The sequence below is a fragment of the Chryseobacterium sp. 3008163 genome (genome assembly GCF_003669035.1).
Lineage (GTDB): Bacteria > Bacteroidota > Bacteroidia > Flavobacteriales > Weeksellaceae > Chryseobacterium.
In genome coordinates this window covers 2,128,170-2,148,038 of record NZ_CP033070.1, presented here as the reverse complement: position 1 = coordinate 2,148,038, position 19,869 = coordinate 2,128,170, and the positions used below count along the sequence as shown (strand labels likewise).

At 34.2% G+C, this 19,869-nt stretch carries 14 protein-coding genes and 2 pseudogenes; 10 read left to right on the top strand and 6 right to left on the bottom strand.

Going from position 1 to position 19,869, the window contains the following annotated elements; genetic code table 11:
* The first annotated feature begins 3 nt into the window (after positions 1-3).
* The 7 genes and pseudogenes from ftsH to EAG08_RS09690 all read left to right on the top strand — a co-directional run bounded on the left by ftsH (position 4) and on the right by EAG08_RS09690 (position 8,546).
* Positions 4-1,989, top strand: a complete 1,986-nt coding sequence (gene ftsH, locus EAG08_RS09720) for an ATP-dependent zinc metalloprotease FtsH (protein WP_129535259.1) — start codon at positions 4-6, stop codon at positions 1,987-1,989.
* Positions 1,990-2,122: 133 nt separating this feature from the next.
* Positions 2,123-2,703, top strand: a pseudogene (locus EAG08_RS09715) (LUD domain-containing protein).
* Between the two features lie 21 nt (positions 2,704-2,724).
* The gene (locus EAG08_RS09710; protein ID WP_129535258.1) at positions 2,725-3,597 is read left to right on the top strand and encodes a phosphatidate cytidylyltransferase; all 873 of its coding nucleotides are present in this window, start codon (positions 2,725-2,727) and stop codon (positions 3,595-3,597) included.
* A 4-nt stretch (positions 3,598-3,601) separates the two neighbouring features.
* Positions 3,602-4,255, top strand: a complete 654-nt coding sequence (locus EAG08_RS09705) for a phosphatidylserine decarboxylase family protein (RefSeq protein ID WP_129535257.1) — start codon at positions 3,602-3,604, stop codon at positions 4,253-4,255.
* Between the two features lie 771 nt (positions 4,256-5,026).
* Complete coding sequence (locus tag EAG08_RS09700) at positions 5,027-5,776, top strand: helix-turn-helix transcriptional regulator (RefSeq protein WP_129535256.1); 750 nt, start codon at positions 5,027-5,029, stop codon at positions 5,774-5,776.
* Positions 5,777-5,905: 129 nt separating this feature from the next.
* On the top strand, positions 5,906-7,684 hold the full coding sequence (locus EAG08_RS09695) for a hypothetical protein (protein ID WP_129535255.1): 1,779 nt from the start codon (positions 5,906-5,908) through the stop codon (positions 7,682-7,684).
* Between the two features lie 100 nt (positions 7,685-7,784).
* On the top strand, positions 7,785-8,546 hold the full coding sequence (locus tag EAG08_RS09690) for a sterol desaturase family protein (protein ID WP_129535254.1): 762 nt from the start codon (positions 7,785-7,787) through the stop codon (positions 8,544-8,546).
* Positions 8,547-8,553: 7 nt separating this feature from the next.
* Here EAG08_RS09690 and EAG08_RS09685 read toward each other — a convergent pair whose 3' ends face one another.
* From EAG08_RS09685 to EAG08_RS09670, 4 genes and pseudogenes are all read right to left on the bottom strand, one after another.
* Positions 8,554-8,901, bottom strand: coding sequence for a DUF1801 domain-containing protein (locus EAG08_RS09685; protein WP_129535253.1), 348 nt, complete (start codon positions 8,899-8,901; stop codon positions 8,554-8,556).
* Between the two features lie 21 nt (positions 8,902-8,922).
* A pseudogene (locus EAG08_RS09680) lies at positions 8,923-10,760 on the bottom strand (ABC transporter ATP-binding protein).
* 50 nt (positions 10,761-10,810) lie between these two features.
* The gene (locus tag EAG08_RS09675) at positions 10,811-11,737 is read right to left on the bottom strand and encodes a M28 family peptidase (RefSeq protein WP_129535252.1); all 927 of its coding nucleotides are present in this window, start codon (positions 11,735-11,737) and stop codon (positions 10,811-10,813) included.
* A gap of 211 nt (positions 11,738-11,948) precedes the next feature.
* Positions 11,949-12,338: a DUF4293 domain-containing protein gene (locus EAG08_RS09670; protein ID WP_129535251.1), complete on the bottom strand. Its 390-nt coding sequence runs from the start codon at positions 12,336-12,338 to the stop codon at positions 11,949-11,951.
* A 145-nt stretch (positions 12,339-12,483) separates the two neighbouring features.
* Here EAG08_RS09670 and rho point away from each other — a divergent pair, with 145 nt between their 5' ends.
* Positions 12,484-14,361, top strand: a complete 1,878-nt coding sequence (rho, locus tag EAG08_RS09665) for a transcription termination factor Rho (protein ID WP_129535250.1) — start codon at positions 12,484-12,486, stop codon at positions 14,359-14,361.
* 179 nt (positions 14,362-14,540) lie between these two features.
* Positions 14,541-15,137, top strand: a complete 597-nt coding sequence (locus EAG08_RS09660) for a superoxide dismutase (RefSeq protein ID WP_129535249.1) — start codon at positions 14,541-14,543, stop codon at positions 15,135-15,137.
* A 61-nt stretch (positions 15,138-15,198) separates the two neighbouring features.
* On the opposite strand, the gene EAG08_RS09655 is transcribed toward EAG08_RS09660, so the two are convergent.
* Both EAG08_RS09655 and EAG08_RS09650 read right to left on the bottom strand, forming a co-directional pair.
* Positions 15,199-15,621, bottom strand: a complete 423-nt coding sequence (locus EAG08_RS09655) for a DUF6146 family protein (protein ID WP_129535248.1) — start codon at positions 15,619-15,621, stop codon at positions 15,199-15,201.
* A gap of 50 nt (positions 15,622-15,671) precedes the next feature.
* Entirely contained in the window at positions 15,672-16,871 is a 1,200-nt protein-coding gene (locus EAG08_RS09650) for an endonuclease (RefSeq protein ID WP_129535247.1), read from the bottom strand.
* Positions 16,872-17,110: 239 nt separating this feature from the next.
* On the opposite strand from EAG08_RS09650, the gene EAG08_RS09645 reads away from it, so the two are divergent.
* Complete coding sequence (locus tag EAG08_RS09645) at positions 17,111-19,858, top strand: carboxypeptidase-like regulatory domain-containing protein (RefSeq protein WP_129535246.1); 2,748 nt, start codon at positions 17,111-17,113, stop codon at positions 19,856-19,858.
* Positions 19,859-19,869: the final 11 nt, after the last annotated feature.

Below are 19,869 nucleotides of genomic sequence, written 5' to 3'. Positions count from 1 at the left end.
TAAATGAATAATAAAGGATTTAACTGGTTTTTCCCAATCGCTATAATAGCCCTTTTGTTATTTTTTGCCTCAAACTTTTTGGGTGGCAACAATGCAAAATCTATTGACGAAGATGCTTTCTTTAGAGAAATGCAGTCGGGGAAAGTTCAGAATGTGTTGATTGATAAACAAGCTCAGAAAGCTGAAGTATTTTTAACAAAAGCTGCGAAAACAGCTACCGTGAAGAAAGATGACAAGGCAAATCCTTTTTCAAATTTAGGTATGTCTTCTGCAAAGGCTGATTATAGCCTGAAGTACGGAGATTTACAGCTTTTCTTAGAGAAATTTGAATCTATAAAGAGCCAAAATCCGGCAATCAAAACGTCTAAAGATTATGCAGAAGGAGAGAGTGCATTGATGGGTGCTCTTATTCAGGCTCTTATCTGGATTACGATTTTAGGATTGTTCTACTTCATCCTTTTCAGAAAAATGGGAAGTGGTGGAGGTCCTGGAGGACAGATTTTCTCTATCGGTAAATCTAAAGCCAAATTATTTGACGAAAAAGAAAAGATTCAGACAACATTTAAGGATGTTGCAGGATTAGAGGGAGCTAAAGAAGAGGTGCAGGAAGTTGTAGATTTCTTGAAAAACTCTGAAAAATACACGAAATTAGGAGGTAAAATTCCTAAAGGGGTACTTTTGGTAGGGCCACCGGGAACAGGTAAAACCTTATTGGCGAAAGCTGTTGCAGGTGAAGCTAAAGTTCCGTTTTTCTCACTTTCAGGTTCAGATTTTGTTGAAATGTTTGTTGGGGTAGGAGCGTCAAGAGTAAGAGATTTGTTTGCTCAGGCAAAAGCAAAATCTCCTGCTATCATCTTTATTGATGAAATTGATGCGATCGGACGTGCAAGAGGAAAAAACAATTTCTCTGGCGGAAATGACGAAAGAGAAAATACCTTAAATCAATTGCTTACAGAAATGGACGGTTTTGGTACCGACGTGAACGTAATCGTAATGGCAGCGACCAACAGAGCAGATATTTTGGATAAGGCATTAATGAGAGCTGGTCGTTTTGACCGTTCAGTATATGTTGATCTTCCTGAATTACACGAAAGAAGAGAGATTTTTGATGTTCATTTACAGAAAATCAAATTGGATGAGACTATAGACAGAGAGTTCTTAGCAAAACAAACTCCAGGTTTCAGTGGAGCAGATATTGCGAACGTTTGTAACGAAGCAGCTTTAATCGCAGCTAGAAACAGTCATGAGTCTGTAAACAAGCAAGATTTCTTAGATGCTGTAGATAGAATTATCGGTGGTCTTGAGAAGAAAAATATGGCGATTAAGCCATCTGAGAAAAAAAGAGTGGCATTCCATGAGGCTGGTCACGCAACAATTTCTTGGTTGGTAGAACACGCTTCTCCGTTATTGAAAGTGACAATTGTTCCAAGAGGACGTTCATTAGGCGCAGCTTGGTATCTTCCGGAAGAAAGACAGTTGACGACTACTGAACAAATGTTGGACGAGATGTGTGCTACATTAGGAGGTAGAGCAGCTGAGCAAGTTATATTTAATAATATTTCTACAGGTGCACTTTCAGATTTGGAAACAGTGACTAAGAGAGCTCAGGCAATGGTTACGATCTACGGATTGAGCCCGAATATTGGTAATATTTCTTACTATGACAGTTCAGGTCAATCAGAATATAGTTTTGGTAAACCTTATTCTGAGGCAACTGCTTCTAAGATTGATGCAGAAATCAAAATGATTATTGAAAATCAATACGAAAGAGCGGTAAGAATTCTTACTGAGAATAAAGATAAATTAGATGCTTTGGCAAATAAACTTTTAGAAAAAGAAGTTATTTTCCGTGAAGATCTTGAGGATATATTCGGTAAAAGAGCATGGGATCCTGAATTGACAGAGAGACCGGTGACGAATACTATTCCAATACATGAAAAAGTAGAAGAAAGTGAGATTCAGGCTCCAGAAAGTCCTGCTCAGCTTTAAAATATTTATATTCAATTGAATACAGCCTGGTAATTGTAAAATTGCCGGGTTTTTTCATTTTAAAGCAATATTATTAGAAGCAATTCTAATTAATTTTCTATTTTTGTAGTAAGTTGACTAAAAATACATTAAGTTGAGTTTATTTAAGAGAATTGTAAGCAAACTAACTAATCAGCCTGAGGAAGATGACAAACAAAGTCTGGAGAAGCTAGGAGATTCGCTGAAAAACGCTGATCTTGATTATAAGTTCGCCCAATTGTTTACCCATTCCGGAGGTTTTTTAATTATTGTGCTGATGAAGCTGAAGCTTTGCAGACTTTAAACCAGATCTTAAAGATTGAGGGGGTAAATTCTGTGTTTTGTTGTGACAAAGATTTACAAAATTTTTTGAATGTTGTAAAGATTTCTCATACACCGCAACTTGAAACAGTCAACGATGCTGCATTTATCACTTGCGAATATCTAATTGCATATGACGGTAGAATAATGCTTTCCCACAATAATATTCTGCACTACCATTCTTCAAGACTTCCATCAAAAATTGTTGTTATGGCAAACGTTTCTCAAATTGTTAATAATTTGAATGACGCAATGGGGAAAATAAAGCGCAGCGGAAACATCAAAAATCTTACTTCAATAAGCGGAAATCATTCTAAACTAGATACCGCAACAAACAATAATACCAAGCTGTTTCTGCTGTTGTTAGAAGACTAGAAACAATCTAAATTTTAAATTTTGGACAAAAATCTTATTCAGAGAACCATTTCGGGGATTGTTTACATTGCAGTCATTATTCTCTGTACGACACCATTGGGAGCTCAGCTTCTGGATCAAATTTCGCCGGGTCTCGTAAAGCAGCAATATTTGTATTACGGATTGATCACTTTTCTTTTGCTGGTAGGAACCTGGGAGTGCATCAAGATCATGAAATTTGGCGATGGGTACGAAAAATGGGTGGTTTTACCCATCGTACTGCTTATTTTCTATATGTTCTCTAAACGGTATTTCTATCACGATTTTTATTTCAATTTCAGGTTAACGGAAATCCTTGCATTGGCACTTGTTGTGATTGCTGTAGTTACTTTATTTAAATTTACAAGTGAACTGTACTTCGATAGCGGAAAGCTCATTTTTACAGTAATATACGTCGCTTTACCATTCTCATTTGCATTAGGCCTACCGAAATACTCTTCTTACGACAGTAATTTTTCACTGGAAGTTATTTTCCTTTTTATTTTAATTTGGAGCAGTGATACTTTTGCTTATTTGGTTGGAAAGTTTTTTGGAAAACATAAAATGGCACCTAAGATTTCTCCTAAAAAAACCTGGGAAGGTTATGCTGGTGGAGTAGTACTTACATTAGTTCTTTCTTATTTTGTTGAAATGTATCAGCCACAACTTCGTGGGAATTGGATGGTTGTTGGTTTTCTGATTGCAGCTTTTGCGCCTTTGGGAGATTTGGTAGAAAGCCAGCTGAAAAGAACTTTCGGGGTAAAAGACAGCGGAAATATTATTCCGGGGCATGGTGGTGTATTAGATAGGCTGGATAGTTTTTTAATCTGCGTTCCTGTCGTATATTTGTACTTTATTTTAGAAAAATTTATATAAACTCATGAAGTTACATAAAGAATCAAAAGGCACCATCGTAGTTGCCAGTGTATTGTTTGCAATAATTGCGTCGGTAGCTATCTATTTCCTGGAAATGTGGTCGCTTTTAATCATCATACCCATATTAGTTATTTATGCTTTGGTGTTTTGGTTTTTCAGGGTTCCGAATCGTGATATTTTGGATCATACGGAGAATGTCATTGCGCCTGTTGATGGTAAGGTTGTAATGATTAAGGAAGTTGAAGAAACTGAATTTTTAAAGGAAAAAGCCATTCAGGTTTCGATTTTCATGTCTCCGCTTAATGTTCACATTTGTAGATATCCGGTTTCAGGAAACGTTATTTATAAAAAATATCACCCGGGAAAATATTTGGTTGCTTGGCACGAAAAATCTTCTACAGAAAACGAAAGAACAACGGTTGCTGTAGAAAGTATGACGAATCATAAAGTGGTTTTCAGACAGATTGCAGGATATGTAGCGAGAAGAATTGTTTTCTATTGTAATGAAGGCGATGCAGCAAAAGCCGGACATGAGTTTGGTTTCATTAAATTCGGCTCAAGAATGGATGTTTTCTTGCCTCTTGATACAGAAATTACCTGCAAAATCGGCGATAAAACCAAAGGGGGTATCGATGTGATTGCAAGAATGAAAGATTAAATTTAACATAGAATTTTTAAGAAAAAAGAGAAAATCAGATAGATTTTCTCTTTTTTAATTATCCATTTTTCTCAAAATGCATATTTCTTTTAAGATAATACGAATATCAATTATATCGTTCTTTCAAATTCTTGAGTTTTACTACGCATAAGTAATCTTGAGTAGCGTCATTTACCAAGATCATTAAAACTGATAGTATCTTTGCCAAGAATTTTTATGGTAAATATGAAGAATGAAGTAGAAATCAATTTACAACTGATGTGAAAAAGATAAATAAAGCACAAATACGGTCTCTTGCAATTTCTTTTCTCATTAATAGATTCTAAGAAGTATTATTGAGATAGTAATTTAAGACATCTTTAAAATTCATTATTTTGAAGTTTCCTGTCATTTTAAAATAACAAAATGACTATCAGAATAATCTATTAATTCTTTCATTTTATTATCCATAACAAAAAAAAATTAGTAATTAAATTATTGTAATATATTTATACAAAAACCTACCTGTGCTTTTAACCATTAAGTTTTAGTATATGCCATATAAAATATTTTCTAAAATAATTAGTAGTGACATTAATTGTTTTTACAATGATTTTGAACGTAATTATTTGCAGCTTATCAATCGTTACCTTTTATTCTTATCTTTTTGTTTCTATTTTATTCTGTTTTTATCATATTTTTCTTTAAAGATATGATTGTATCTACGGTTTTAATCGGAATTACTATTTTCTTTATATTCTTAATATTTATTGAAGATAAGGCGGTTAGGGTATGGCTATTAAAAAAGCAATCATTGCAGTTTTTATAATTCTAACATTTTTAGTCAGTTTCTTTTATATTTACACATGGAGAAAAGCAGGCGTTGAGTATTTTTATTTCTCACTTTTATTTGCTTTACCATTCTTTTTCAATTATAAAGAAGATTATTATTCTATATTATTTATAGTCTTATTTATAGCTTTAAATTTTATAGGATGTTTATTTATTGATTTAGATTTTTTACCCAAAAGTAAGTTTATAAAGCACGATGATTTTAAAATTATACAATTATTGAATATTCTTTTTTCTGTTACTACTTTTTTAATTGATATATTTTTTATTTCCCAAAAAGATAAACTAATCTATGGTTTGATGAAAGAAACCGAAAGCAAAGATTCTACCATTGAAGATCTTGTGAAAATAAATAATGAATTGATGAAGCAGCAAATTATTATTAATAATTTAACAGAAGATAATATCTCAGAAATTTTAGATTTGGCAGAAAATGATTCACCTCTATTTTTAGATAAGTTTCAAATATATTTCCCTGATTTTACCCCTAATATTTTAAAAATTAATTCAAATCTTATTAATTCTGAGATACATATTTGTGCTTTAATGAGGCTTAATTTTGATACCAAAAAAATTGCTCTGTGTACAAACAGCAGTGTAAGAGCAGTTGAAAGTAGAAAATATAGGATACGAAAGAAACTAAATATTCCTTCAGACATCAATATTAACAATTTCATACTTAGGATATAAAGCCTCTCTAATGAGTTTCACTACTCACAAGTAGTATTGAGTAGCCTAGTTTTCAATTTAAATAGTGTTTAGATAATAATTTTGTACAGTAATTTTTAAATCACTGCAAACAATTTTATATACATAAATATGATGAAAACAAAATCTACAATCAGAATTCTGCTTTTAATATTCCTTTTTACGGTTGGGGAAATTTACTCACAAGCCACTAACGGAGCAGTAGGGATTAATACATCTGCTCCAAATTTAAATTCGGTTTTAGATGTAGTATCTAGCGGAAATAATAAAGGAGTATTAATGCCCCGTCTTACAGAAACCCAAAGAGATGCAATTGTAATAAATCCTGCTACCGATGACGGTCTTACAATTTTTAACATTACAGAAGACTGTTATAACTATTGGAGTCTTGCAGATAATGAATGGAAAAGTGTTTGCGGGCAAATTGGTAAATCTGTTTTTACTATAGATTGCTCAAACTCCAAAGCGATGGGAACGTATATACAAGGAAAAGAATTAACAGCTTCTAACTACTTAAGCGTTTCTGTGAATGTAACTAAAATTGGAAACTATACGATTACCGGTACAACAACCAACGGATACAATTTTTATGGAACGGGTGTTTTTCTAAACACGGGTATTCAAACAGTACAGATTCCTGGGCAGGGTACACCTACAGCGGTACAGGTAAACACGGTACAGCTTTCTGCAAATGGAGTAGATGTTACTTGTACACCGGCTGTTACCATAAATGTACTTAGTCCGGCAGGAACTTATACTATGTCTTGTGGCAGCGCAATAGTAAATGGAGTATATAAAGTGGGAACCGCTCTTGCGGCTTCCAATACCATCACATTACCTGTAAATGTTTCATCATTGGGTAGCTATACCGTTACTACCAATACTGTTGATGGAATTTCTTTCAGCGGTTCAGGAACTTTTACCGCTACAGGAAATCAGAATATTACATTAAGCGGAACAGGAACCCCAAGTTCAACTTCTATAAAAACCATGACCATTACATCTAATAGCCAGGGTGGAGTATCTACAACGTGTTCTGTGAATGTAATTGTAGTTATTCCTGCCAAAACCATTGTGCATCTTGGAGGAACCGGAGACCACGGTTACAGTGCAGAAGAGGATGCTTCTAAAAATTTAATGGATGCACCGGCAAACTTTGGAACTCTGGCAAATAGTGTGGTCAAGTTTGAAGGGTTTACACATCTTACTCCTGCAGATGGGGCTCCTGCCATTGCTGCTATTAATGCTAAGCCGGATATTGTTATTACGGGTTATCCATATACTCCAAATGCGGCAGAAATAACGGCTCTTGTAGATTATCTTAATAAAGGAGGAGTGGTGATTGCTCAATTGGAAGGAGCTGCTTCAATTCAAAGCCTTATGAGAAGTCTATTTGCCAATCCTCAAATCAATGTTAATGGTAGAAACGGTGGCGGGGCAGTATATCCGATGATCAATATCAGTGATGAAATTCTTAATGGACCATTCGGAGATGTAAGAGGTAAAAACTGGGGTGAAGATGCAAGTGCAACTGCTTCAATAGATGGTATTTCTGAAGCTTTCATCACTTCTTACACCGGATCTAGTGCAATTAACTCTACAAGTGTATTCGCGGGAACTACTATGTTCAGACATAAAAATCTAAATTTATTCTATGTTGGAGATGCTGGATTCTTAAGTAATTTTAATGCCAATGGAACTATTGCTAGTAATACTGCTTATCCATTTGCTACCAATACCAGTAATTTTCCGGTAGCTAAAACAGCTTATGGCACTACAGGTAACGGAAATGCGGCAGGAAGTATGGCTGTACAAAACTCAATTATTTTTGCGAATGTAGTGGCTTGGGCCATTAAACAAGCGGAATTCAATGGAATAAATACTCCTTAGTAATGCCATCTTTAAAAAACAAAATTTATTAATATTAAAACACTAATGATATATTTATTTCTATATCATTAGTGTTTTTTTTATCCAATACAATATAAATATGAAAGATTTGTTTGATCTGAGCTCAATGAGTTTTGTGCAATACCTCTTTTTTGCTGGATTGTATTATTGGATATGTTATTTTTTGTTAAAAAAAACTTTAAGCAATGCAAAAATCCAACAGAAAGAAATTACAGAAACGGATGTTAGAAGAGAAGTTTTTCACTCTACTATCTCATCGTTTATAATGACTTTCATGATCTATGTTGTAGTTCATACTCCATTAAGACAATACACTAATATTTATAAAAATATTAGTGATTATTCTTTGTATTGGTTAATAGGAAGTATTCTAATAGGACTATTCATTCATGACACCTATTTTTATTGGATGCATAGGCTTTTACATCATAAAAAAATTTTCAGACTTATACACTTAGTACATCACAAATCTACAAATCCAAGCCCATTTGCTGCGTATTCCTTTCATGTATTAGAGGCTTTTGCAGAGGGTTTAATTGTGCCTTTATTACTATTTGTCATTCCCCTATATCCTATAAGTATTTATGCATTTGTTTTGAGTTCTTTGGTGATAAATATTTATGGACATTTAGGGTACGAAATTGCCCCTCAATGGCTGAGAAAATCTTTTCTTTTTAAAATACTAAACACTTCAGTGTATCATAATCTTCACCACAAGCAATTTAAAGGAAATTATGGTCTTTATTTTAGATTTTGGGACAGGATAATGAAAACCGAAAACCCCGATTATGAAAAAGTATATGATAAAATACAACAGAAGAGATTTGAAGAGAAATTTTGAATATAAATCAATTAATATGTTTCTTTACCTCATTGATAAAGGTAAGTATGAGGTCTAATGGCAAATCCTCATCCATATCAATCAAAAGGATTTTAAACTTCTTTCTGCCCTCAGAAATCAATTCCGGATAATCTAATCGATCACCATGATAAAAGCTGATGTAATGTTTCTGATGCTTTTTGCTGTAATACAGATAACACAGCATTTTCTTTTTAAACTTAAAAAACGGAAGTCCGAAACTTAAAGTTTCAGTAATGTTTTCAGGATCCGATTCTAAAATCTTCTTTCTTAAAAACAAAAGAGTACTTCGCTCAGGTTCGTCGATTCTGAAGAAGTACTCTTGTATAGGGTTCATTTTAAATAAATTTAAAAAGATTTAATCAAAATTTTGCAGCTCTACGAGCTTGTGATAAGTTCCTCGTTTTGCCATAAGTTCCTGGTGGGTACCTTGTTCCATAATATCACCTTTCTCCATTACAACGATCCAGTCTGCTTTTTGGATGGTTGAGAGTCGGTGGGCAATCACTAATGACGTTCTGTTTTCCATCATCTTCTCAAGAGCATCCTGGACAAATTTTTCAGATTCTGTATCTAAAGCAGAAGTTGCTTCATCCAAAATCATAATCGGTGGGTTTTTTAAAACTGCTCTTGCGATAGAAATACGTTGTTTTTGTCCGCCTGATAACTTTCCTCCGTCGTCTCCGATATTCGTGTCGTAGCCATTCGGAAGCTGAGTGATAAATAGATCTGCATTGGCAATTTTAGCTGCAGCAATGACTTCATCTCTGGAAGCTTCAGGTTTACCCATTAAAATGTTATTGTAAACCGTATCGTTGAAAAGAACAGATTCCTGAGTTACCATACCCAATAGCTTTCTGTATTCTTCGAGTTTTAAATGTTTAATGTCAGTTTCATCAATTAAAATCTGACCTTCGGAAACATCATAGAACCTCGCTAAAAGATTTGCGATAGTCGTCTTTCCGCTTCCACTTTGTCCTACCAAAGCAACTGTTTTTCCTTTAGGTATTTTTAAATTGAAATTTTTTAGGATTAAATTAGATTTATCATAATAAAAACCAATGTCTTTAAATTCTATATGAGCATCAAGATTTGAGATAGAAACTGGCTCGGCAACTTCCTCAATTTTCACATCGGCTTCAAGAATTTCCAAAACTCTGGTAAGAGAAGCTTCCCCTTTCTGGATATTTGAAATAGATGTTGACAAACTTTTCATTGGCGGTAAAATCTGGAAAAACATTCCCAAAAACACAAGAAAATCTTCTGGTGAAATGCTTTTTTCTACAATAATTTGTTTTCCACCGTACCATGCAATTATTAAAAATGTTATAGATCCCAAGAATTCGCTCATTGGTGATGCCAGTTCTTTTTTCTTCCTAATCTTATAGAGCTGTTGATCCACTTTTGCATCGAACCCATAAAACGGCTGTTCATTATTTTTTCAGCATTAAAAATCTTAATTACTTTTGATGATTTTAATGTTTCGTCTACGATTGAAAAAATAGTTCCCATTTCGTTCTGAGCTTCGTGAGAATCTTTTTTAAGGCTTTTTCCTATTAATGCGATTAATGTTCCCATTACTGGTAGTACCAATAACGAGAAAAGTGTCATTTCGGGGCTTAAGAAAAACAAAGTCACCAAAGTACTGATCAACATAAATGGAGAGTTGATCAAATCTACTAAGCTTCCCAAGATATTGCCTTCTACTTCACCTACGTCGTTTGACATACGAGACATCATATCTCCTTTTCGACTTTCTGTAAAGAAAGAAACAGGCAATGAAAGAATTTTTCTGTACATCGCTCCACGAAGATCTTTGGTAACACCAACACGATAATTGATCAAAAGATAAGATCCGAGGTATCTAAATATGTTTCTTAATAAAAACATGAATGCCGTGATAATACAAAGCCAAGCTAATACATTGAGCGTGCCGTATTCTGTAACTAAATTTTGTACCGTATAGTTTAAATACTCTTTCAAATAAGATAATGCATCTACAATTTCGCCTGAATAAACTGGAGCCGACTCATATTTTTCAGGCTTGATAGTACCGAAAAGCATTCCTAATACCGGTAGGATGGCTCCCAATGAAGCTATCTGAAAAAAAGAATACAGCAAGTTGAAGGCTAAACTCCCGTAAATATATTTCTGATGAGGTCTTGCGAATTTTAGTATTTTTTTATATTCGTTCATTCAATAAAATTGGATAGCAAAATTAATTAAAATATAATGATAAGACGTTTTTAATTGAATTTTACTTTATCATTATACTTCGGATTGAAGTTTTTTGTGTTTAATTTTTCCAAAGTCTTCCCGAAATTGTTGATTAATTGGGTAAGATTATCAAAATCAACGACGTTAATGTCATCGTTCAATTGGTGGTAATGTTTTATTTTACTCATATCTGCAGTAGAAATAGAATGGGCAATGATTTTTTTCTTCACAAAGCTCACATTGTCTGATCTGTAGAATAATTGCTCTGACGCGTAAGGGTCAGGATGTATTTTTAAACCGTTTACAGCGTTTTGATTAAACAATTCATCAAGGTCAGAAAATTCGTCGCCCGTGATGAAAACAGCATTTTTTCCAAATTCAGATTCTGTGGCAACCATTTCAAAATTAAAAAGCGCATCAAGATTTTTATAAATTTTATCTAAACCTTTATCTTCAGCAATTGCCGTTGAACCGAGCATTCCTTTTTCTTCACCATTAAATGCCATGAAAACCATAGAGAACTCAGGTTTTTTATTTTTAAAATAATCTGCAATTCCTACCAAAGTTGTAATTCCACTCGCGTCGTCATCTGCGCCATTGTAGATAGTATCTTCACCTCCTTTTTTGCTCACTCCGATATGATCAAAGTGTCCTGAAAAGCCTAATATTTTCTCAGATTTTCCTTTTTTGATTCCGCAAACATTGTACGCTGTTTTTCCTTTGTAATCAAACGGTACGAGATAAGAATTTCCGGTGCAGTATTCTAAATTGTTTTCTTTAAAAAGTGTTGCAATATAATTCGCTGCATTATCATTTTCAGGTGTTCCTATTTCACGGCCTTTCATTTCATCTGAAGCTAAAGTAGAGATCACCGTTTTAATTCTTTCTGTAGATACTTCCTGTGCAAAAACTGTTGCAGAGAATAAAAATAGAACGAGGTAGGTTAGTTTTTTCATATTGAATATTTATTTTAATTGAATCTGTCGCAATTTTGTGTGAAATGTTGCATTAAGCTTAATGTAATTTATGTTTAAAAGTAAATATCTAACAAATTTAAAATAAAACTAATACATCTCAGAGAATTTATGAGTCTTCACTTTAAATAAGAAATAAAAAAAACAGCTCCTAAAAAGAAGCTGTTCTTACTCAAAAAAAATCATTGTAAGGTTATCGGAGTCTGTCTACAGATTTTACGAGCCTCTCATCTTTTTTGATAAAAATATTTGCTATAAACAAACAAATTACCGCAATCAATGGGAAAACCGGCTCAATACCCTTCTCAGGAAATTGTATTCCTCCGGATAAGTTTTGTACCCAATACACCAATATACCAATCAACAAAGCGTTTATAATGATGCTGATGTTATTCAGCATGATTTGTCTTTTTCTGTTTTTAAAGCTAAACAAACTGAATGCGCCTATCAAAACCAAAACAATAGATGAGACGCCGATCATCGGAGCTTTTCCGAAAACTTCTACATCTTGTCCTGTAATGTATAGGAATGCCGCCGCTAAAACGGATAGCAAAATCCAAATAGTTTGTATTCTTTGTAACATAGAATTTTAAATTCAGGAGCAAAAATAACATAAATTTTGCACAATTCAAAAATAAGTGTAGATTTGCATTATACAATGTACTTGAAAACAAAAGTCACCGGACTTACTTTTCTTACTCACAACTAATTACATTTTTACTTTATATATGTTTAACATAGAAACGTTAAGGTCAAAATCCGTAACGGAATTGACTAAAATCCTAAAAGATTTGGGCGTTAAGGTTGCAAGAAACAGCACAGATAATGATAAAATCTTCGCAGTTCTTGATTTTCAGGCTTCCAACCCTAAAGTTACAAAAGATTACTTCAATACTACAGAAAGCAGCACTGAAACTGAAGAAAAACCTGCTGCAGCAGAAAAAGTGGTGAAAGCTGCTCCTAAAAAAGCAGCACCCAAAAAACCGGCAAGACCAAAAGTTGCCACAGAAACTCCCACAGAAGCTGAACTTGCCAAAACCGAGGAAGTAACAGAAGAGAAAGAAGTTATTGCAGAGGTAATCGTAAAAGAACCCGCAAAAGGTGCTGTAGAAGAAAGACCTGCAAACAATGCTTCAAAACAGAAAAGAAAAAGAGTAGCTCCTACCAATACTTCTGAAGAACAAACTCAGGAAAAAGAGGAAACTCCGATAAATACAGATTCTCAAGTAGCTGTAGCAACTCCTGCACAAGCACAAGCGAGAGAAGAAAGACCTAAAAGACCGCAACAACAGCAACAACAAGGTCAGAATCCGAATCAAAAAGGTCCAAACCATCCACAACAAAACGGTGGAAATCCTCAAAACAGAAATCAGAACAATAACCAAAATCAGAATTCTAACCCAAACAACCCTAATCAAAACCAAAATCCTAATCAAAATCAGAACAGAAATTCTGAAAGAGAAGAAACTGAATCCAGAAAAGAATTCAATTTCGACGGAATGGTGAGTATTGAAGGTGTTTTAGAAATTCTACCAGATAACTACGGATTTTTGCGTTCTTCGGATTTCAGTTATATCTCTTCACCGGATGACGTGTATGTTTCAACTGCACAAATCAGAAATTTTGGTTTAAAAACAGGAGATACCGTAAGAGGTATTGTACGTTTACCAAAAGAAGGTGAAAAATATTTTTCATTATTAAAACCAATAGAAGTTAACGGGCGTGATTTGGCATTTATCAAGGATCGTGTTGCTTTTGAATATTTAACGCCGCTTTTCCCGGAAGAGAAATTTAATCTTTCAGGAGATAATTCTACGATGTCTACAAGAATCGTTGATTTATTTGCACCGATTGGAAAGGGTCAGAGAGCGATGATTGTTGCTCAGCCAAAAACTGGTAAAACGATGTTGCTGAAAGATATTGCTAATTCTATCGCAGCCAATCACCCAGAAGTTTATATGATGGTTCTTTTGATCGACGAACGTCCTGAAGAAGTTACCGACATGGAAAGAAGTGTAAATGCAGAAGTTATTGCTTCTACATTTGACGAAGCTGCAGATAAGCACGTTAAAGTGGCTAACCTTGTTCTTGCGAAAGCTCAAAGAATGGTAGAGTGTGGTCATGATGTAGTTATTTTATTAGATTCAATTACGAGATTAGCAAGAGCTTACAATACGGTAACTCCGGCATCAGGAAAAGTACTTTCAGGTGGTGTTGATGCAAATGCGCTACACAAACCAAAAAGATTCTTTGGTGCAGCTAGAAAAATTGAAAACGGAGGATCTTTGACAATCATTGCAACTGCATTAATTGATACAGGTTCTAAAATGGATGAAGTGATCTTTGAGGAATTCAAAGGTACCGGAAACATGGAGCTTCAATTAGACAGAAAAATCGCCAACAGAAGAATTTATCCTGCTATTGATTTGGTTTCTTCAAGCACAAGAAGAGATGATTTATTGCTGGATGAGGTAACTTCACAGAGAATGTGGATTTTCAGAAAGTATCTTTCAGAAATGAATCCTATCGAAGCGATGGAATTTGTCAACAAAAACATCAGAGGAACTCTGAACAACGAAGAATTTTTAATGTCTATGAATAGATAGACATACGTTAATATTGTTTATACGAAGCACAGATTTAGGTCTGTGCTTTTTTTATTTGAAAACAGTTCAAAATTCTAAATTAAAGTATCAATGTTAAAGATTTATTAAAATAATCTGCAATTGTTGATATTGGCTTAAATATTGGCTAAATTTACATATTAACATTAAAAATTAAACTTATGTCATTTGAATTACCAAAATTAGGATATTCGTACGATGCTCTAGAGCCTACAATTGATGCAAAAACTATGGAAATTCACCATACAAAGCACCATCAGGCTTACATCGATAATTTAAATAAAGCGATTGAAGGTACTGATCTTGCAGAATTATCTATCGAAGATATCTGCAGAAACGGTGTTGAAAAGCCAGCTGTTAGAAATAACGGTGGAGGTCACTTCAATCACTCATTGTTCTGGGAAATTTTAACTCCTGGCGGAAGCAAAGAGCCGGTAGGAAGCGTAAAAGCTGCTATTGAAAATTATGGTGGTCTTGAGAAATTCAAAACTGATTTTTCTGATGCTGCAAAAACAAGATTCGGTTCTGGATGGGCTTGGCTAGTTAAAAATGAAGACGGATCTGTGTCTGTAACTTCTACTCCAAATCAGGATAACCCACTAATGCCAACTGCTGATGCTAAAGGAACTCCTGTTTTAGGATTAGACGTTTGGGAACATGCTTATTATTTAAACTACCAAAACAGAAGACCTGATTATGTAGCTGCATTCTTTGATGTAGTAAACTGGGATAAAGTTGAAGAGTTATTTAACAAATAATCATCTTTAATCATCTTTATTAAAGATAAAAAAGGTTCAGAATTTCTGAACCTTTTTTTGTTTAAAATCTTGTGGCATCTGATGCGCTAAGACCGGTCATTCTGAGTTTGTATTTCCAATTGACATAGGCGAAAACCTGGTACAATTTATATTCAAACTTGATTCCGTAGTTTTCTCTTGGGTCATAATCAATGGAAGATTCTATCACGTTTCTGTATCTGCCTGAGTTGTAATAAGAATTCCATTCTGTAACGAGCATTCTGTTTCTGCTTTTCAGTGTAGATTCAGAATACTGATTGATTGGTTTTGCAATGGCATTCAGAAAGTAATCAAACTGGGTATCAATCACGGTAAGTTCCCATTCGCCGTCGTCATTTTTCTCAGGTTTCATTGCAGGATCTTCTTTTTCGTTTTTAGGTGAAGATTGTGCAGTAAAATTCAACGGAATAATTGTAAAGATTATAATTAAGATTAAATTTTTCATAATCATGAAGTTACACAAAAAAAGCACCCGATTAAGAGGTGCTTTAGATTTTATTTTTTGATGTATTCTTTTTGAATTACTGACACTGCCGGAAAGTGATCACTATATCCGCCTGTGAATCTGTCACCATCCCAAGAACGGAAAGGGTAGCCTTTCCATTGTCCATCTTTATTAACTAAATAAGAAGGGGCATATATCTCCGCCTTAAATAAGCTGTAGGTAGGAGTTAATTTTTCTGATGAATATAAATTTTTTGAAATAATAATCTGATCAAATAAATTTGGAGCGTCTCTGTAGGCTAGAGATGCTACACCAGCTTTGTACAATTTGTACATAAGATTGTAATAAGGCGATTTATCTGATAATTCGCTTGGGTCGCCAACCGATCCTAAGTGTTTTTTTAAACTCGGACTTACAGGATCATCATTGTAATCTCCCATTGATATTAATTTAATGCCTGGATGTTCTAATGATAATTTATCCATTTCATTTTTTAGTACAGCTGCGGCAGCATTCCTTTTTGGTTGAGAAACGGATTCACCACCACTTCGAGAAGGCCAGTGATTCATAAATACGGCCATTTTTTCACCATCTAATAGTCCTATTACAACTAAAACATCTCTTGTATACTGTCTTTTTCCGTCTTCATTGTAGATCTTAATTTCTTTGGTGTAAGAATCTTGTACAATAAATCTGTTTTTCTGATAGATGATTGCGATATCGATTCCTCTTGCATCATACGAGTTGTAATGTACAATTCCATAGTTGCTTTTTGCTAAAACTGGCTGTTTTATAAGGTCTTCAATTACTTGTCTGTTTTCAACTTCTATAAGGCCGCAAATTGCCGGGTTATCATTTGTATATTGTCTTCCCAATTCAGAAATTACTTTAGCCTCGTTTGCCAATTTCTGATTGTAATATTTTGTACCCCATCTTTTAGGGCTATTTGCTGTAAAGTCTTCTGCTAATATTTGTCTTCTGATTACCTTTTTTCCTACTAAAAGTTCATTATTCCATTCTCCTTTATAATCTTCGGTAGTTTCCAAGAATTTCAAAGAGTCTAAGGGTACGCTTCGGTGGAATTTAGGATTTGAAAAAGGTAATGTTCCATCGATATAATCTGCAGATGGAATAGTATCCCAAAGGTTTTCTACATTTAAAAATGCTACTGCTGCTCTCTTTACCTGCTTTTGCTGTGAGAAAGAAAAGCTAAAACAAAGTGCTGTGAAAAGGATTAAATATTTCTTCATCTTATTATTATATTCAAAAAATTAAGGGGGTAAAATTACTAATTTTATATAATATTCAACATTAAATTATTTTAATAAGGTAACTTTTCAGTATTAATGATAAACACACGGTTTTTTTATGATAATTAAGGCTTGTTAAGGAAAATTAATAGTATAAGGGTTTAATTGTGCTTGTGTTTATGAAAATAATCCTAAATTTGTTGCCCCTTAAATAAAGAAGGTGTTAAAAAAAGTTTATTATGATTAAAAAACTATCCCTAATCTCTTTGTTTACATTACTTCCGGCATCGTACTACTATGCGCAAACTACTGCGTATGCATACGTTAAGGGTCAGGATGGCAAGCCTATAGAGAGAGCAGAAGTAGATCTTGACAATTCTGTTGATGATGTAACTGCAGATAAAATAGGTTACTTCCAGTTTGTAGATTTAAAGCCAGGACATTATCTTATCACTATTACAAAACCAAATTTTGAGTCAAAAATTTTGGAATTTGATATTTCTGCTGATGAGAAGAGAAAAGACTTAGGTGTAATTGTTCTTAACAACAGCCAGGCAACAGATGCAGGTGTTGTTGTAATTGACGATTCGGCTAATGATACCGAAGATGGAGGTTCTGCAATGCAGCCTACCGTAGGGCTTTTGAGCTCAGGAAGAGACGCCTTTCAGAATGTATCTGCTTTTGAATTGGGTGCATATTGGTTCAGACCAAGAGGGGTAGATAATAGATTTGAAGATGTTATGTTTAATGGTGTTTCGATGTCTAAAAATGATGACGGAAGAATAGATTTTAGCAATTGGGGAGGTTTAAATGATGTTACAAGATATCCTCAGGAAAATGTAGATAATATTACACCTTCAGAATATGCCTTTGGTAATTTAGGAGGAGTTGTATATTACAATACAAGAGCTTCTAATTACAGAAAACAGACTTCTCTAGCATATTCATTTACCAATAGAAGTTACCTTCACAGAGCGATGGCGACTTATTCTACAGGGTTGAGCAAAAGTGGATGGGCGTTTACAGTATCAGGAAGCAGAAGATGGGGAGACAATGCAGTGATTGACGGAGTTTATCAGGATGCTTACGCTTATTTTGCAGCAGTAGAGAAGAAATTCAGTGAAAGACATTCAATCAACTTTACAGGTTTCGGATCACCAACATACAGAGCATCGAACTCTCCAAATACACAGGAAGTTTATGACATTATGGGTAAAAATTATAACTCATATTGGGGAATGCAGGATGGTGAAGAGAGAAATTCAAGAATAAGAAAGGTTTTTGAACCTATGTTTATGCTTACCGATTATTTAAAAATAGGAAAAAGCTCAAACTGGGTTAATACGGTTTCTTACCAAATTGGTAGCGATGCACGAAGCAGATTAGACTGGTTCCATGCTTCAGATCCCAACCCTACCTACTACAGAAAATTACCTGGTTTCGGAATTTTAAATGCCGACGAGTTCAGAGCTCAATCGCAAATCAATTGGAATGCTTTGTATAATGCCAACCGCCTAAACCTTACCAATATGGATGGTTCTCCAAGAGGAGCGGTTTATACAGTTGTGGAAGATGTAAACAGAGATAAAACTTTCAATTTTGCTTCTCACTTTGATACCAGAATGACAGATAATTGGAAATTGAATATTAATTTTAATTATCAGAATTTAAGATCAGATAACTTTAGAAGAGTTAAAGATTTATTAGGAGCTAATTTTGCATATAATCTCAATGCATTTAATAATGATGTGAAATATAATACAGATGATGCTAGTTCTGAGGTAAAAGTAGGAGACAGAACTCAATATTCTTATGAATTATTAAGAGATCAGTACTCATTAAATATCTCATCTGAAGTTGATTTTAATAAATTTAACATCGTTGCGTCTATTTTCAGTTCATATTCAGAATCACAAAGAGACGGAGATTACAGAAGCGGTCTTTTGAGATTTAAAGATAATTCTAAAGGGAAAAGCAGTATCTATGATGCTGTGGATGCCGGTATAAAAGGAAAGGTTACCTATAAGATCAACGGTAAAAACTTTATCGTTTACAACGGAGCTTTTTTCAGCTTAGCGCCGACTCTTAATGAAATTTACATCAATCCGAGAGCCGTTGATTATTTAACGCCGGGAGTTAAAAATCAGATCATCAACTCAAATGATTTAAGTTATATCATGAGAGGGCAGATTCTGAAATTAAGATTGTCAGGATATTACACTACAATCAGTAATGCAACTGAGATTTCAAGATATTATGCAGATGTAAATGACGGAAGTTTAGGAAATTCATTCAGTACATTAGTGAATGAAGCGATGAGTGGTGTAAACAAAAGATACATTGGTGCAGAATTAGGTTTTGATGTAAAAATAACGCCTACTTTAAATGCGGTTGGTGTAGCAAGTGTAGGAGAATATAAATACACAAACAATCCTGAAGTATCAACCTTTGATGATCTTAACGGGTTTAGAGGTTCAAAAGATACTTGGGGCAAAGCAAATATCAAAGATTATAAAGTTGCAGGAACTCCGCAAAAAGCATTTTCTTTTGGCTTAAAATATAATTCACCTAAATATTGGTGGGTAGGTGCTTCTGCGAATTATTTGATGGATCAGTATCTTGATCTTTCAGCTTTAAATAAAACACCTTACATGTACACGGATCCGTTGACTAATGATCCTTACCCGGGAGTTACGCCGGAACTTATTCAGCAGATTACTGCACAGAAAAAATTTGATGATCAGTTCATGTTGAATGCCAATGCGGGTAAATCTTTCCTTTTAGGCAAATACAGAATGGGAATCAGTGTTTCGGTAAATAATATCCTGAATAACAGAAACTACGTTACTGGCGGATTTGAGCAGGGTAGAAATGTGAATTTCAATGAAGCACTTCTAGACGTTCAGAGAGCAACACCATACTTTGGGCCAAAACTTTGGTATGACAGAGGTACTACTTTCTTCACAAATGTTTATCTAAGATTCTAAACTTTACTACT

Coding starts and splice junctions, on each gene's coding strand:
- ftsH (WP_129535259.1), top strand. CDS start 4: ATGAATAATAAAGGATTTAACTGGTTTTTCCCAATCGCTATAATAGCC.
- EAG08_RS09705 (WP_129535257.1), top strand. CDS start 3,602: ATGAAGTTACATAAAGAATCAAAAGGCACCATCGTAGTTGCCAGTGTA.
- EAG08_RS09700 (WP_129535256.1), top strand. CDS start 5,027: ATGGCTATTAAAAAAGCAATCATTGCAGTTTTTATAATTCTAACATTT.
- EAG08_RS09695 (WP_129535255.1), top strand. CDS start 5,906: ATGATGAAAACAAAATCTACAATCAGAATTCTGCTTTTAATATTCCTT.
- EAG08_RS09690 (WP_129535254.1), top strand. CDS start 7,785: ATGAAAGATTTGTTTGATCTGAGCTCAATGAGTTTTGTGCAATACCTC.
- EAG08_RS09685 (WP_129535253.1), bottom strand. CDS start 8,901: ATGAACCCTATACAAGAGTACTTCTTCAGAATCGACGAACCTGAGCGA.
- EAG08_RS09675 (WP_129535252.1), bottom strand. CDS start 11,737: ATGAAAAAACTAACCTACCTCGTTCTATTTTTATTCTCTGCAACAGTT.
- EAG08_RS09670 (WP_129535251.1), bottom strand. CDS start 12,338: ATGTTACAAAGAATACAAACTATTTGGATTTTGCTATCCGTTTTAGCG.
- rho (WP_129535250.1), top strand. CDS start 12,484: ATGTTTAACATAGAAACGTTAAGGTCAAAATCCGTAACGGAATTGACT.
- EAG08_RS09660 (WP_129535249.1), top strand. CDS start 14,541: ATGTCATTTGAATTACCAAAATTAGGATATTCGTACGATGCTCTAGAG.
- EAG08_RS09655 (WP_129535248.1), bottom strand. CDS start 15,621: ATGAAAAATTTAATCTTAATTATAATCTTTACAATTATTCCGTTGAAT.
- EAG08_RS09650 (WP_129535247.1), bottom strand. CDS start 16,871: ATGAAGAAATATTTAATCCTTTTCACAGCACTTTGTTTTAGCTTTTCT.
- EAG08_RS09645 (WP_129535246.1), top strand. CDS start 17,111: ATGATTAAAAAACTATCCCTAATCTCTTTGTTTACATTACTTCCGGCA.